Raw genomic sequence first — 13496 nt, 5'->3', positions numbered from 1 at the left:
GGCCCGCGAGGCTAGGCTTCGGGCATGACAGAGCCGTTGAATGCGAACGACCAGCTCACCCCCATGCCCGAGGACTGGCAGCGCGCCCTCGCCGTCGTCGCCCACCCCGACGATCTGGAGTACGGCTGCGCGGCCGCGATCGCCGGCTGGACGGACGGCGGGCGCGAGGTCTCCTACCTCCTGGCCAGCCGCGGTGAGGCGGGCATCGACACCCTCGACCCCGCCACGTGCGGGCCGCTGCGCGAGCGGGAGCAGCGGGCCAGCGCGGCCGTCGTCGGCGTGTCGGCCGTGGAGTTCCTCGACCACAGGGACGGCGTGATCGAATACGGGACGGCGCTGCGCCGCGACATCGCCGCCGCGGTCCGCAGGCACCGCCCCGAACTCGTGATCACGCTCAACCACCGTGACACCTGGGGCGGCGTCGCCTGGAACACCCCCGACCACGTCGCCGTCGGCCGCGCCACGCTCGACGCCGTGGCGGACGCGGGAAACCGCTGGATCTTCCCCGAGCTGATCGAGGAGGACGCGCTCGAGCCCTGGGGCGGCGTTCGCTGGGTGGCCGTCGCCGGTTCGTCGTCGCCCACGCACGCGGTGGACGCGACGGCCGGGCTCGAGCGGTCCGTGCGCTCGCTGCTCGAACACCGCACGTACATCGAGGGGTTGACGCAGGAAGACCCCGAGAAGTACTGCCGTGAGTTCCTCATCGGCTACGCACAGCAGCTGGCGCCGCGCTTCGGCGGGAAGCCCGCGGTGGCCTTCGAGGTCTTCAGTCGCTGAAGCCTCGCCGCTACGCTGACGGCACGTCACTTTCCTGACGGTACGTCAGATACGTAGGCAGGAGCTGGTGCTGGATGATCGACACCCTCGGTACGGACATCCCGGAGGGTGGGGAGCGGCTGCGCCTCGACATCGAGGACGGCCTCGGCATCCTCACCCTCTGTCATCCGCGCAAGCTCAACGCGTGGAGCTGGGAATCCACACGCCAGCTCGGCATCTTCGCCGACCGGATCCGTTTCGACGACTCGATCAGGGCGGTCCTGCTGCGCGCCGAGGGGCGGGCGTTCTGTGCCGGGATCGACATCACCGATCTCAACGGCGGCGCGATCGAAGGACGTTCGGTCTCCGAGCGCACCCGCAACTACTACGAGGGCATGCGCTGGGTCCATGAACGCTTCCGCACGTTCGCGCGCCTTCCGCAGCCGGTCGTCGCCGCCGTGCAGGGGTACTGCCTCGGTTTCGGCTTCGAGCTCGCGCTGATGGCGGACGTGCGGATCGTGGCGGACGACGCGGTGTTCGCGCTGCCCGAGGCGCAGATCGGTGTCGCGGTGGACGCAGGCGGCGATCTGCGCATCGCGCGCGAGGCGGGCGCGGGCTGGGCCAAGCTGCTCTCCCTCACCGGGCGCCGCATCGACGCGGCCACGGCCGAGCGTCTGCGCCTTGTCCAACTTGTCACTCCGGCGGACGGATTGGCCAAGGCCGCGCACGAAGTCGCCGCGGAGATGGCGGCGAATGCCCCGCTGGCCGTCCAGGGGATCAAGCGGGGCATCGACGCGTTCGCGGACGCGGGGATGGAGGCGGCCCTCGATCGGGTCGCGATGAACGCGGCGATCACGCTGACGTCGGAGGACTCGCGTGCCGGGTACGTGGCGAAGGGGGAGCGGAAGGCGGCCAAGTTCGAGGGGAAGTAGGCCTGTTGTGCTCCTGGGGGGGCTATCCCTCGAAGGGCCCCCGCCCCATCTGCTCGCGCACCGTCACCACTTCCGGGCTCACGAGCCCCCGCCGTTGCCAGTTCGCACCGTCGACCACCAGCGTGTGCCCGGTGATGAAACGGGCGTAGGGCGAGGCGAGGAAGGTCGCGGCCCAGCCCAGTTCGCGCGGGGCGCCGACACGGAGGGCGGGCTGACGTGTACTCAACTCCCTTTGATGGGAGTCTGTTTCATGCCCTTGCGAGGGGTTGGCCCGGTCGAGGTTGCCGCGGATGTCGGCGGTCATGTCCTCGTGCGGCATCAGGCCCGGCACCAGACCGTTGACCTGGATCCCGTACGGCCCCCACTCCACCGCCAGACTCTCGACGAGGCTCCGCACGCCCGCTTTGGCCGCCGCGCTGTGCGCGAAACCGGGCCCGCCCGTCCATGCGTAGGACGCCCCGATATTGATGACCGAGCCGGGCGTGCCCGCCGTGAGGTGGCGGCGGGCGAACTCCCGCGTCATGAAGAACGTCCCGGTCAGCGTGATGTCCACGACCGAGCGCCAGGCGTTCGGGGACATGTCCTCGGCGGGCACGGGGAAGTTCGCCGCCGCGTTGTTGACCAGGACGCCCGGGAGCCCGTACGCCTCCTGCGCCGCGTCGAAGACCTCGGCGACGCGGTCCGGCTCCCGGATGTCGCACGCCACTGCCGCCACCCGCCCGCCGAGGCCCGCGAGTTCATCCCGCGCAGCCTTCAGGCGGTCCTCCTTGCGGCTGGCGATCACCAGATCCGCACCGAGCCGCGCGAACTCCGCCGCGATCGCCTTGCCCAGGCCTGTCCCGCCGCCGGTCACTAGGACGACCGCCCCGTCGTACGTCCCTGCGAGCAGGGCGCTCGTGCCTGCCGGAGCGGGGGCCGGGAGCCCCGGCAGGGTCCCTTCGTTCGCATCGTCCGTCATGGCCGCATCGATATCGCGGAACGCCTCAAAGTGCCATGCCCGCCAGGGAGAGGACCAGGGAGAGGACCAGGAAGAGGGGCAGGAAGAGGAGTAGAACAGCAGTGGGGATTGACAAATGCCTTTGCTGATTCTGCAATGAATGTATGAACATGAAGGCGACCGAAAGCACCAAGACCGCGACCGGTACGGCAACCAGCTCGGGCACCGACGGCGCCGAAGGCGACGAGACCATGAGCGGGGTGCTCGCCGAGGTCGGGCCCCGCTTGCGGAGGATCCGCAAGGAACGCGGCGCGACGCTCGCGGGTCTCGCCGCCGCCACCGGCATCTCCGTGAGCACCCTCTCGCGCCTGGAGTCCGGTCACCGCAAGCCCAGCCTCGAACTCCTGCTGCCCATCGCCCGCGCCCACCAGGTGCCCCTGGACGAGCTCGTCGGCGCCCCGCCCGTCGGTGACCCGCGGGTGCGTTCCAAGCCGATCGTCCGGCATGGGCGCACGATGTTCCCGCTGACCAGGCAGCCCGGCGGGCTCCAGGCGTACAAGGTGATCGAGCCCGCCCGCTCCGTCCAGCCCGAGCCGCAGACCCACGAGGGGTACGAGTGGCTGTACGTCCTGTCCGGACGGCTGCGGGTCGTGCTCGCCGATCACGACGTGATCCTCACGGCCGGCGAGGCGGCCGAGTTCGACACCCGCCTGCCGCACTGGTTCGGGTCCACGGGGGAGGGGCCCGCCGAGTTCCTCAGCCTGTTCGGGCCGCAGGGCGAGCGGATGCACGTACGGGCGCGGCCCACGCAGGGCAAGCGCGAAGAGGACTGACGCAGACGGTTCCCCTGCCTGCAAGCGACCGCTTAGTATGCGATGGAGCCCGGTCTACGAAAGCCCCGTGGAGGCCCCGCATGCAGGCATGGCAAGTGCACCAGAACGGCGAGCCGAGTGCGGTGATGCGCCTCGAAGACGTGGACCGGCCGGTGCCGGGCGACGGGCAGCTGCTGCTCAAGGTCCGCGCCGCCAACATCAACTTCCCCGACGCCCTGCTCTGCCGGGGGCAGTACCAGGTCACGCCCCCGCTGCCGTTCACGCCCGGCGTGGAGATCTGCGGCGAGACCGAGGACGGGCGCCGCGTGATCGCCAACCCGGCCCTTCCGTACGGCGGATTCGCCGAGTACGCGATCGCCGACGCGGCGGCAGTGCTTCCCGCGCCCGACGGCCTGGACGACGCCGAGGCCGCCGCGCTGCACATCGGCTACCAGACCGGCTGGTTCGGCCTGCACCGCCGCGCGAACCTCCGGGCGGGCGAGACGCTCCTGGTGCACGCGGCAGCCGGCGGTGTCGGCAGCGCCGCCGTGCAGTTGGGCAAGGCGGCCGGTGCCAAGGTCATCGGGGTCGTCGGCGGCGCCGCGAAGGCGGAGGTCGCGCGCGAGCTCGGCTGCGACCTGGTCATCGACCGGCGTACGGAGAACGTGATCGGTGCCGTGAAGGAAGCCACCGGCGGCCGTGGAGCCGATGTCATCTACGACCCCGTCGGCGGCGACGCGTACGCGCAGTCCACCAAGTGCGTCGCCTTCGAGGGGCGGATCATCGTCGTCGGCTTCGCGAGCGGTGTCATCCCGACGCCCGGCCTCAACCACGCCCTGGTGAAGAACTACTCGGTCGTCGGCCTGCACTGGGGTCTCTACAACGCCAAGGACCCGCAGGCGATCCTGCGCTGCCACGAGGAGCTCACCCAGCTGGCGGCCAAGGGCGCGATCAAGCCGCTGATCAGCGAGCGCGTGCCGCTGAGCGACGCGGCCGCCGCCGTCCAGCGCGTCGCCGACGGCATCACCACGGGGCGCGTGGCCGTGGTCCCCGAGGGAGGCGCCGCATGACGGACGCCGCCGAACTGCGCCGCCGCACCCAGGAGTTCCTTGCCGCGCACCCGCCCGCGACGACGGAACTTGCGGCGTTCCTGAAGGCCCGCTTCGATGCCGGACTCGCCTGGGTGCACTACCCGGAAGGGCTCGGCGGCATGGGCGCTCCGCGCTCTCTGCAGGCCGTCGTGGACGCGGAGCTGGAGGCCGCGGGCGCGCCCGACAACGACCCGCGCCGCATCGGGATCGGCCTGGGCATGGCGGCGCCGACCATCCTGCGCTTCGGCACCGAGGAGCAGAAGCGGAGCTTCCTGCGGCCCCTGTGGGTCGGCGACGAGGTGTGGTGCCAGCTCTTCAGCGAGCCGGGTGCCGGCTCCGACCTCGCCGCCCTGGGCACGCGCGCCGTCCGTGAGGGCGACACCTGGGTGGTCAACGGCCAGAAGGTGTGGACGTCCGGCGCGCACGCCGCCCGCTGGGCCATCCTCATCGCCCGCACCGACCCGGAGGTGCCCAAGCACCGCGGCATCACGTACTTCGTCTGCGACATGACCGACCCCGGTGTCGAGGTGCGCCCGCTGCGGCAGATCACCGGCGAGGCCGAGTTCAACGAGGTCTTCCTCACCGACGTGACGATCCCGGACGCGCACCGTCTCGGTGAGGTCGGCGACGGTTGGAAGGTCGCGCAGACCACCCTCATGAACGAGCGCGTGTCCATCGGCGGCTCACGCATCCCGCGCGAGGGCGGCATGATCGGCCCGGTCGTCGAGGCCTGGCGCGAGCGCCCCGAGCTGCGCACGCACGACCTGCACCAGCGGCTCCTCAAGCTGTGGGTCGAGGCCGAGGTCGCCCGGCTCACCGGCGAGCGGCTCCGGCAGCAGCTGGTCGCGGGACAGCCGGGCCCCGAGGGCTCGGGCATGAAGCTGGGGTTCGCCCGACTGAACCAGGAGATCAGTGGCCTGGAGGTGGAACTCCTGGGCGAGGAAGGGCTGTTGTACGAGGACTGGACGATGCGACGGCCCGCGAAGGTCGACTTCGTCGGCCGTGACGCGGGCTATCGCTATCTGCGGGCCAAGGGCAACAGCATCGAGGGCGGCACCAGCGAAGTGCTGCTCAACATCGTCGCCGAGCGCGTCCTTGGACTGCCGTCCGAGCCGCGCACCGACAAGGATGTCGCGTGGAAGGACCTCGCCCGATGAGTACGCAGACCCCACAGAGCCCCCAGCCCGCGCAGCGCGACCTGCTGTACTCCGAAGACGAAGAAGCGCTGCGCTCGGTGGTGCGCGGCCTCCTCGCGGACCACTGCGACGCCACCGCCGTGCTCGCGCGCACCGAGTCCGCCGAGCTGCACGACCGCGAGCTGTGGAAGGCGCTCACGGACGGCATGGGCCTGGCGGGACTGCTCGTGCCCGAGGAGCTCGGCGGCCAGGGCGCCACGCACCGCGAGGCCGCCGTCGTCCTGGAGGAGTTGGGCCGCGCGGTCGCGCCCGTGCCGTATCTGACCAGCGCCGTCATCGCCACCGAGACGCTCCTGGCCTGCGGCGGGGACGTGGCCGGGGAACTCCTGGGCGCGCTCGCATCGGGGCGCACGGTCGGCGTGCTGACCGTGCCGCAGGCCACCGCTCCGGCCGGCGTCCTGCCCGACGTACGCGCGGAGGGCGATGTCCTGCACGGCAGCGTCTCCGGTGTCGCCGACGCGGTCGCGGCCGATGTGTTCCTGGTGCCGACGAGCGCGGGGCTCTTCGCCGTGGACGCGTCGGAAGGTGGCGTGCGTGTCACGCCGCGGACCTCGCTCGACCTCACGCGGCCGCTCGCCACGGTCACCTTCGAGGGGGCACGCGCGCGTGCCGTGGGTCCGGAGTCCGGACCCGCTGTACGGCGAGGTCTGCGGGCGGGAGCCGGGCTCCTGACGTCCGAGCAACTGGGCCTCGCCGAATGGTGCTTGACCGAGACGGTGCGCTACACCAAGGAGCGCACCCAGTTCAACCGGCCCGTCGGCTCCTTCCAGGCGCTCAAGCACCGCCTCGCCCAGCTCTGGCTGGAGGTGGTCAACCTCCGCGCCGCCGCCCGCAACGCGGCCGACACCCTTGCCGCCGACAGCGAGGATGCCGACATCGCGGCGGCACTCGCGCAGGCCTACGCGTCGCCCGCCACGGTGCACATCGCCGAGGAGGCGCTCCAGTTGCACGCCGGCATCGGCATGACCTGGGAGCACCCCGTGCACCTCTACCTCAAGCGGGCCAAGACCGACTCCATCGCGCTCGGCACGGTGGGCCGGCACCGTGAGGAGCTGGCCGCGCGCGTGCACCTTCCCGCTCCCTGACCTCAGGGGCGCTGCCCGCGTGATCCATTCGGAACGGCCCGCACGTATTTACCCACCCATTACATGAGGCATAATTGCGAACTGTTCGCAATAACCTTTGATCTTCAGTAGGGGTGTGGGGCATGAGGGCCCGATCGATACGGGGTACGGGCGCGATAGCGGCGGTCGCCTCACTGGCGGTCGCCGCTTCGGCCTGTTCGGCGCCGGGTGACGGCAAGAACGCGGGCGGTGCGAACGCCGCCAAAGACACGGCGGTCGTCGGCATCGCGTACGAACCGGACACCCTCAGCCCGCTCCTCGGCTATGGCAAGGACGGCAACTCCAAGATCTTCGACGGTCTGCTCACGCACGACGCCGACATGAAGCTCAAGCCCGCGCTGGCCGCCGAGCTCCCCAAGGTCGGCGACGACGGCAAGACCTACACCTTCACGCTGCGCGAAGGCGTCAAGTTCAGCGACGGCAAGCCCTTCACGTCCAAGGACGTCGTCTTCACGTACGAGACGATCCTCGACAAGAAGACCAACAACGCCGCCAAGACCGAGCTCGACGCCGTCAAGGACGTCGAGGCGAAGGGCGACGACACCGTCGTCTTCCACCTCAAGTACCCCTACGCGCCGTTCGCCGAGCGCACGGTCCTGCCGATCGCGCCCGAGCACATCGCGGGCAAGCAGGACGTGAACACCGGTGAGTTCACCACCAAGCCCGTCGGCACCGGCCCGTACGAGCTGGTGAAGTGGTCCAAGGGCGAGAAGCTCACCTTCAAGGCCAACCCCGGCTACTGGGGCGGTGCGCCGAAGGTCAAGAACTTCACCATGGCGATCATCAAGGACGACGACATCCGCGCCACCCGGCTCGACGCCGGTGAGCTCGACGGCGCGATCCTGCCGCCCAACCTGGCGAAGAAGTACGAGAACGACGACAACAAGGCTTCGTACGCCGCCAAGACCTTCGACTACCGCGTGGTGACCCTGCCCACCGGCAACAAGGTCACCGGCGACACCGATATCCGTCGCGCGCTCGACCACGGCGTCGACCGCAAGGCGATGGTCGACTCGATCCTGGACGGCGCGGGCAAGGAGGCCTACGGCCCGGTCCCGACCGACAGCCCCTGGTTCACCAAGGGCACGGAGCGCAAGCACGACCTCGCCGCGGCCAAGAAGAGCCTCGACAAGGCGGGCTGGAAGCCGGGCAAGGACGGCATCCGCGAGAAGGACGGCGTCCAGGCGAAGTTCCCGCTCTGGTACCTCTCCGGTGACAAGCTCCGCCAGGACCACGCGCTCGCCTACGCCTCCGACGCCAAGAAGCTCGGCATCAAGGTCGAGGTGCAGGCCGGCACGTGGGAGGTCATCCAGCCGCGCATGCCCAAGGACGCGGTCCTCGCGGGCGGCGGCTCCCCGGCCGACCCGGACTTCGACCAGTACACGCTCCTGAAGTCCTCGCTCGCCGGTGACGGCTTCAACAACATGGCGCACTACGACAACCCCAAGGTCGACAAGGCGCTCGACGAGGCCCGCGAGAGCGGCGACCACGCGAAGCGGCAGGCCGCGTACGACACCATCCAGCGCGAGCTGGTGAAGAACCCGGGCTACACCTTCCTCACCCACATCGACCACCTCTACGTCGTCGACAAGCGTTTCGGTGACCTGACCACTCAGATCGAGCCGCACGACCACGGCCTCGCGTCCGGCCCGTGGTGGAACGTCGAGGACTGGCAGCCCAAGCAGTGACGTCCGCGCTCCAGAAGCTCCCCTGGGGGCCGATGGCGCGCATGACGGGACGGCGGGCCCTGTTCGCCGTCCCCGTCCTGCTCGCCGTGACCTTCGGCGTCTTCGCGATCGCCGCCGCGTCCCCCTTCGACCCCGTCAAGGCGTACGCGGGCACGGCAGGGCTCACCGCGTCGCAGGAGAACCTCGACCAGCTGCGCGCCAACCTCGGCGTCGACCAGCCGCTCACGCAGCGCTGGTGGGAGTGGCTCACCTCGGCCGTCTCCGGCGACCTCGGGGACTCCAGCACGCTGCGCCAGCCCGTCGCCGACGTCATCGGCGAGCGCATCGGCTGGTCCGTGCTGCTCGCCGCCACCGCGTTCCTGCTCGCGATCCTCGTCGGCACCACGCTCGGCGTCCTCGCCGCGCGTCGCCCCGGCGGCTGGCTCGACCGCGCCGTGACGTCGCTCGCTTACACGCTCGAAGCGGCGCCGCCGTTCTGGATCGGTCTGCTCGCCGTCTGGCTGTTCGCCCTGAAGCTCGGCGTGCTGCCGTCCGGTGGGCTCACGGACACCGCCAGCACGGCCGTGACCGCCGGACAGGTCGCGAGCCATCTCGTGCTGCCCGCCGCCGTCCTGGCGATCTCGCAGCTCCCGTGGTTCGTGCTCTACGTACGCCAAGGAGTCGGCGACGCACTCGGTGACGACCCCGTCCGGGGCGCACGCGCGCGTGGCCTCGCCGAGCGGACCGTGCTCCTGGGGCACGCCCTGCGCTCGGGGATGCTGCCGGTGCTCACCCTGATCGGCTCGCGCGTCCCCGAACTGATCACCGGGGCGCTCCTGGTGGAGACCGTCTTCAGCTGGCCCGGCATCGCGGCGGCCACCGTGTCGGCCGCGACCGCCGTGGACTTCCCGCTGCTCGCCGCGCTCACCGTCCTTGCCACGGCGGCCGTGCTCCTGGGCAACCTCCTCGCCGACCTGCTGTACGGCCTCGCCGACCCGAGGGTGGGATTCGATGGCTGAGACGACCACTTGGCGTGCCTCCCGCGGCGACGCCTCCAAGACGCGCTCCACGCGCGCGTGGCGGGTGCGCTCCTCCGCCGTCATCGTCGCCGTCATCGTGCTCGCCGTGCTCCTCGTACCGCCGCTGGTGAACCTCGACGAACAGGCCGTGGACCTCGCGGCCAAGCTTCAACCGCCGTCCTGGGCCCACCCCTTCGGCACTGACGACGTGGGACGCGACCTGCTCCTGCGCTGCGTCTACGGGCTGCGGGTCTCACTCCTTGTGGGTGTGGTGGCGGCCGTCGTCGCGACCGTCATCGGCACGGCCGTGGGCGCGCTGGCCGCCGCGTCGGGCGGCTGGGTGGACCGGGTCGTGATGCGGCTCGTGGATGTCTTCTCGTCCGTGCCGCACCTGCTGCTCGGCATTTTCATCGTGGCGATGTTCCGGCCCGGCGTATGGCCGGTGGTCGTCTCGGTCGCGCTCACGCACTGGCTGTCGACCGCCCGCATCGTGCGCGCCGAGGTGCTCTCGCTGCGGTCACGTCCGTACGTCGACGCCGCCATCTCCGGCGGCGCATCGCGGATGCGCGTCATCGTGCGCCATCTGCTGCCCGGTGTGCTCCCGCAGGCCGGACTCGCCGCCGTCCTGATGGTGCCGCACGCCATCTGGCACGAGTCCGCGCTGTCCTTCCTCGGACTCGGCCTGCCCACCCACCAGGCGAGCCTGGGCACCCTCGTGCAGAGCGCGCGCGGCTCGCTCCTGGCGGGGGACTGGTGGCCGACGCTCTTCCCCGGCCTGTTCATCATCGTGCCCACGCTGGCGATCGCGGGCCTCGCGGGCGCCTGGCGGGAACGGATCAATCCCCGGCGCCGATCGGAGCTGATGCTGTGACCGAGCCCGTTGCGTCCCCGTCCTTCTCGTCCCCGGTGCTTTCCGTACGCGGTCTCTCCGTACGGTTCCGCATGCGCGGCGACACCTTCGTCTCCGCCGTCACCGACGCCCACTTCGACCTGGCGGCGGGGGAGTGCCTGGCCCTCGTCGGCGAGAGCGGGTGCGGCAAGTCCGTGCTCGCTTCGGCGCTGCTCGGGCTGCTTCCGCAGAACGCGGAGACCGCCGGGTCCGCGCTCATCGGCGACGTGGACCTCTTGACCGCGGACGAGCGCACCCTGTCCCGCACGGTGCGGGGACGGCGCGTCGGTCTCGTACCGCAGAGCCCGGCCGCGCACCTGACGCCGGTGCGCACCGTCCGCGCCCAGCTGGAGGAGACCCTGCGGGAGCTGTCCGGCCTGCGCCGCCCGCAGCTGCGCAAGGCCGCCGAGGCCGCCGCCGAGCGGGCCGCGTTCCCCGCCGGGCACCTGGACCGCTACCCGCACGAGCTCTCCGGCGGCCTCGCCCAGCGGGCGGCCACCGCGCTCGCGCTCATCGGCGACGCGCCGCTGCTGCTGGCCGACGAACCGACGACGGGCCTCGACCGTGAACTCGTCGACCGCACGGTGGACGAGCTGCGCAGGCACGTGGGCGACGACCGGGCGCTCCTCCTGATCACCCACGATCTGGCCGCCGCCGAGCGCATCGCGGACCGCGTCGCCGTGATGTACGCGAGCCGCATCGTCGAACTCGCCGACGCCGACGCCTTCTTCGGCACACCAGGACCTCGGCACCCCTATGCGCGCGGCCTCCTGAACGCCCTGCCGGAACGGGAGTTCACGCCGATCCCCGGCATGCCGCCCGAACTGTCCGCGCTGCCGCGGGGGTGCGCCTTCGCCGCACGCTGCCCCGCGGCGGACGAGGCCTGTGGCACCGTGCCGCGGCCCGCGGACGGTGTCGCCTGCCACCACCCCCATGCGGCGCCCGTGCTGGAGGCACCCCGTGCTTGAACTCCACTCCATCACCGCCGGATACGACCGCCGCGCCCCCGTCATGCGCGGCGTGGACCTCACGCTCGCGCCCGGCACCTCCGTCGGCCTGCTCGGCCCCAGCGGCTGTGGCAAGTCGACCCTGGCCCGCGTCGCCGCCCTGCTCCACAAACCAGACGCGGGCCGCGTCGTCATCGACGGCGAGCCCGCCCGCGGCTGGCGGCACCGCGCCCCCCGCGCCCAGCGCACCGCCTTCGGCGTCGTCTTCCAGCAGCCCCGGCTCTCCGCCGACCCGCGCCTGACCCTCACGAACCTGATCGCCGAGCCGCTGCGTGCGGCCGGCCGCGGAGCCGAAGCCACCGAACGGGTACGGGAGTTGGCGGACACGGTCGGCCTCGGCGAGGACCTGCTCGGCCGCAGGCCGCACGAGGTCAGCGACGGCCAGTTGCAGCGCGCGTGCCTGGCTCGCGCCCTGGTGCTCCGCCCGCGCTGGCTGATCTGCGACGAGATGACGGCGATGCTGGACGCCTCGACGACGGCGGCCCTCGTGCACGCCGTGGAGGAGTACCGGCGGGCGAGCGGCGCCGGGCTGCTCGCGGTCGGGCACGACCGGGTGCTCCTGGAGCGCTGGTGCGAGCGGACCGTCCACTGGGAGGAGCTGGTCGGGGGCGGCGCGCAGACGGCCGACAGGGAGCCGTCGGCCGTCGCCGAGGTGGACTTTGAGGTGGCCTGAGGTGCCGTGCGGGAGCACCGGGATTTCCGGAGTTAACGCGGGGCGTCGATAGCGCCAACTCCGTTCCCGGAAGGGTTTCTTGACGCGAGCATGGCCGCATACTCACTGAGGCCCGCCCGTCGTCCCCTCGCCCTTTCCGGGAGTCCTCCATGGCACTCATCACCCGTCGTAGAGCCCTGACCATCGGTGCCGCGCTCGCCGGCACCGCCGCCGTCCCCGCGTACGCCCAGGCGAGCGAACGCGGGCACCGGCCCCGCCCTCTCATCCGCGCCCACGCGCACAACGACTACGAGCACCCCCGGCCCCTGTTCGACGCCCTCGACCACCGCTTCGGCAGCGTCGAGGCCGACATCTACCTCGTTGACGGCCAACTTTTGGTCGCCCACGACCCGATCGACCTCGACCCCGCCCGCACCCTCGAATCGCTCTACCTGGACCCCCTGGCCGCCCGCGTACACGCCAACCACGGTTCCGTGTACCGGGGTTACCACCGCACCCCCTTCCAGCTCCTGATCGACATCAAGACCGAGGGCGCCGCGACGTACCTGGAACTGGACCGCCACCTCCGCCGCTACCGCCACCTGTTCACCACGTACTCCCACGGCAAGGTGCGCCGGGGCCCCGTGACAGCGGTGATATCCGGCGACCGGGCCGCCCGTGCGCCCATGGAGGCCCAGCGCGTGCGCCGCGCCTTCTATGACGGTCGCCTCGCCGACCTGGGCAGCGCGGCGCCCGCCTCGCTCATCCCGCTGATCAGCGACAACTGGACGCTCAACTTCAGCTGGCAGGGCGTCGGCGCGATCCCCGCCGCCGAGCGCGACAAGCTGCGCGGCATCGTCGGAGCCGCCCACAAGCGCGGGCAGCGCGTCCGCTTCTGGGCTACACCCGACCTGGCGGGTCCGGCGCGCGACGCGGTGTGGGGCGAGCTCCTCGCCGCCGGCGTCGATCACTTGAACACGGACGACCTCGCGGGGCTCGAGGCGTTCCTCGACGCCCACGGGCAGTAGCCCCGGCCCGGCTGAAGCAACCCCCTGGCACATAACACCCGTTCGGAGGACATGCCGGTCGCCCGGACGGTCCCTCCGCTGCGCCACACTCGGCCCAGTGCCGCGGTGTTGACGTGGCGGAGGAGGTTGTCCCCATGGCCATTTCGGTCTCTGTCGTGCTGCTGCTGGTGATCCTGGCAGTGGTCTTTCTGCGCAACGGCGCGCTGAAGTTCTCGCACGCGCTGGTCTGTGCGCTGCTCGGCTTCTACCTGGCGAGTTCGAGCATGGCGCCGACCATTCACAACGGGGTCACGGCCGCAGCGGACATCGTCAGCGGCCTGCAGCCATGATCGTTGCGTGTTCGTGAACAACTGTCACCTTTCCATGGACACTTCAAGGCGCTGGCT

At 71.3% G+C, this 13496-nt stretch carries 14 protein-coding genes; 13 read left to right on the top strand and 1 reads right to left on the bottom strand.

Features of this window, described 5'->3' with window-relative positions:
* Positions 1-24: 24 nt before the first annotated feature.
* Together AC5P1C_RS11690 and AC5P1C_RS11685 are read left to right on the top strand one after the other, a co-directional pair.
* The gene (locus AC5P1C_RS11690; RefSeq protein WP_493865672.1) at positions 25-777 is read left to right on the top strand and encodes a PIG-L deacetylase family protein; all 753 of its coding nucleotides are present in this window, start codon (positions 25-27) and stop codon (positions 775-777) included.
* A 74-nt stretch (positions 778-851) separates the two neighbouring features.
* A complete protein-coding gene (locus AC5P1C_RS11685) occupies positions 852-1688 on the top strand; it encodes an enoyl-CoA hydratase/isomerase family protein (protein ID WP_493865671.1) in 837 nt (278 codons plus the stop codon).
* Between the two features lie 22 nt (positions 1689-1710).
* On the opposite strand, the gene AC5P1C_RS11680 is transcribed toward AC5P1C_RS11685, so the two are convergent.
* Positions 1711-2646, bottom strand: a complete 936-nt coding sequence (locus AC5P1C_RS11680) for an SDR family oxidoreductase (RefSeq protein WP_493865670.1) — start codon at positions 2644-2646, stop codon at positions 1711-1713.
* Between the two features lie 230 nt (positions 2647-2876).
* Here AC5P1C_RS11680 and AC5P1C_RS11675 point away from each other — a divergent pair, with 230 nt between their 5' ends.
* The 11 genes from AC5P1C_RS11675 to AC5P1C_RS11625 all read left to right on the top strand — a co-directional run bounded on the left by AC5P1C_RS11675 (position 2877) and on the right by AC5P1C_RS11625 (position 13439).
* Positions 2877-3458, top strand: a complete 582-nt coding sequence (locus AC5P1C_RS11675) for a helix-turn-helix domain-containing protein (protein WP_493865716.1) — start codon at positions 2877-2879, stop codon at positions 3456-3458.
* Between the two features lie 80 nt (positions 3459-3538).
* Entirely contained in the window at positions 3539-4507 is a 969-nt protein-coding gene (locus tag AC5P1C_RS11670) for an NADPH:quinone oxidoreductase family protein (RefSeq protein WP_493865669.1), read from the top strand.
* On the top strand, positions 4504-5685 hold the full coding sequence (locus AC5P1C_RS11665) for an acyl-CoA dehydrogenase family protein (RefSeq protein WP_493865668.1): 1182 nt from the start codon (positions 4504-4506) through the stop codon (positions 5683-5685). The genes AC5P1C_RS11670 and AC5P1C_RS11665 overlap by 4 nt, the downstream gene beginning before the upstream one ends.
* Positions 5682-6809 carry an acyl-CoA dehydrogenase family protein gene (locus tag AC5P1C_RS11660; RefSeq protein ID WP_493865667.1) on the top strand — a complete coding sequence of 376 codons (1128 nt, stop codon included), beginning with the start codon at positions 5682-5684 and terminating at the stop codon, positions 6807-6809. Before AC5P1C_RS11665 ends, AC5P1C_RS11660 begins: the two co-directional genes overlap by 4 nt.
* A gap of 122 nt (positions 6810-6931) precedes the next feature.
* A complete protein-coding gene (locus AC5P1C_RS11655; RefSeq protein WP_493865666.1) occupies positions 6932-8536 on the top strand; it encodes an ABC transporter substrate-binding protein in 1605 nt (534 codons plus the stop codon).
* Positions 8537-8568: 32 nt separating this feature from the next.
* Entirely contained in the window at positions 8569-9534 is a 966-nt protein-coding gene (locus AC5P1C_RS11650) for an ABC transporter permease (protein ID WP_493865715.1), read from the top strand.
* Positions 9527-10405, top strand: a complete 879-nt coding sequence (locus AC5P1C_RS11645; RefSeq protein ID WP_493865665.1) for an ABC transporter permease — start codon at positions 9527-9529, stop codon at positions 10403-10405. The genes AC5P1C_RS11650 and AC5P1C_RS11645 overlap by 8 nt, the downstream gene beginning before the upstream one ends.
* A 71-nt stretch (positions 10406-10476) precedes the next feature.
* Entirely contained in the window at positions 10477-11391 is a 915-nt protein-coding gene (locus tag AC5P1C_RS11640; protein WP_493865714.1) for an ABC transporter ATP-binding protein, read from the top strand.
* The gene (locus AC5P1C_RS11635; RefSeq protein WP_493865664.1) at positions 11384-12103 is read left to right on the top strand and encodes an ABC transporter ATP-binding protein; all 720 of its coding nucleotides are present in this window, start codon (positions 11384-11386) and stop codon (positions 12101-12103) included. The genes AC5P1C_RS11640 and AC5P1C_RS11635 overlap by 8 nt, the downstream gene beginning before the upstream one ends.
* A gap of 149 nt (positions 12104-12252) precedes the next feature.
* On the top strand, positions 12253-13110 hold the full coding sequence (locus AC5P1C_RS11630) for a phosphatidylinositol-specific phospholipase C/glycerophosphodiester phosphodiesterase family protein (protein ID WP_493865663.1): 858 nt from the start codon (positions 12253-12255) through the stop codon (positions 13108-13110).
* A gap of 134 nt (positions 13111-13244) precedes the next feature.
* Positions 13245-13439, top strand: coding sequence for a hypothetical protein (locus AC5P1C_RS11625; RefSeq protein ID WP_160503040.1), 195 nt, complete (start codon positions 13245-13247; stop codon positions 13437-13439).
* The last annotated feature ends 57 nt before the right edge of the window (positions 13440-13496 follow it).

It is taken from the genome of Streptomyces sp. A18 (assembly GCF_059026065.1).
This window is presented reverse-complemented; position numbering and strand designations above follow the sequence as displayed.

Coding starts and splice junctions, on each gene's coding strand:
- AC5P1C_RS11690 (WP_493865672.1), top strand. CDS start 25: ATGACAGAGCCGTTGAATGCGAACGACCAGCTCACCCCCATGCCCGAG.
- AC5P1C_RS11685 (WP_493865671.1), top strand. CDS start 852: ATGATCGACACCCTCGGTACGGACATCCCGGAGGGTGGGGAGCGGCTG.
- AC5P1C_RS11680 (WP_493865670.1), bottom strand. CDS start 2,646: ATGACGGACGATGCGAACGAAGGGACCCTGCCGGGGCTCCCGGCCCCC.
- AC5P1C_RS11675 (WP_493865716.1), top strand. CDS start 2,877: ATGAGCGGGGTGCTCGCCGAGGTCGGGCCCCGCTTGCGGAGGATCCGC.
- AC5P1C_RS11670 (WP_493865669.1), top strand. CDS start 3,539: ATGCAGGCATGGCAAGTGCACCAGAACGGCGAGCCGAGTGCGGTGATG.
- AC5P1C_RS11665 (WP_493865668.1), top strand. CDS start 4,504: ATGACGGACGCCGCCGAACTGCGCCGCCGCACCCAGGAGTTCCTTGCC.
- AC5P1C_RS11660 (WP_493865667.1), top strand. CDS start 5,682: ATGAGTACGCAGACCCCACAGAGCCCCCAGCCCGCGCAGCGCGACCTG.
- AC5P1C_RS11655 (WP_493865666.1), top strand. CDS start 6,932: ATGAGGGCCCGATCGATACGGGGTACGGGCGCGATAGCGGCGGTCGCC.
- AC5P1C_RS11650 (WP_493865715.1), top strand. CDS start 8,569: ATGGCGCGCATGACGGGACGGCGGGCCCTGTTCGCCGTCCCCGTCCTG.
- AC5P1C_RS11645 (WP_493865665.1), top strand. CDS start 9,527: ATGGCTGAGACGACCACTTGGCGTGCCTCCCGCGGCGACGCCTCCAAG.
- AC5P1C_RS11640 (WP_493865714.1), top strand. CDS start 10,477: ATGCGCGGCGACACCTTCGTCTCCGCCGTCACCGACGCCCACTTCGAC.
- AC5P1C_RS11630 (WP_493865663.1), top strand. CDS start 12,253: ATGGCACTCATCACCCGTCGTAGAGCCCTGACCATCGGTGCCGCGCTC.
- AC5P1C_RS11625 (WP_160503040.1), top strand. CDS start 13,245: ATGGCCATTTCGGTCTCTGTCGTGCTGCTGCTGGTGATCCTGGCAGTG.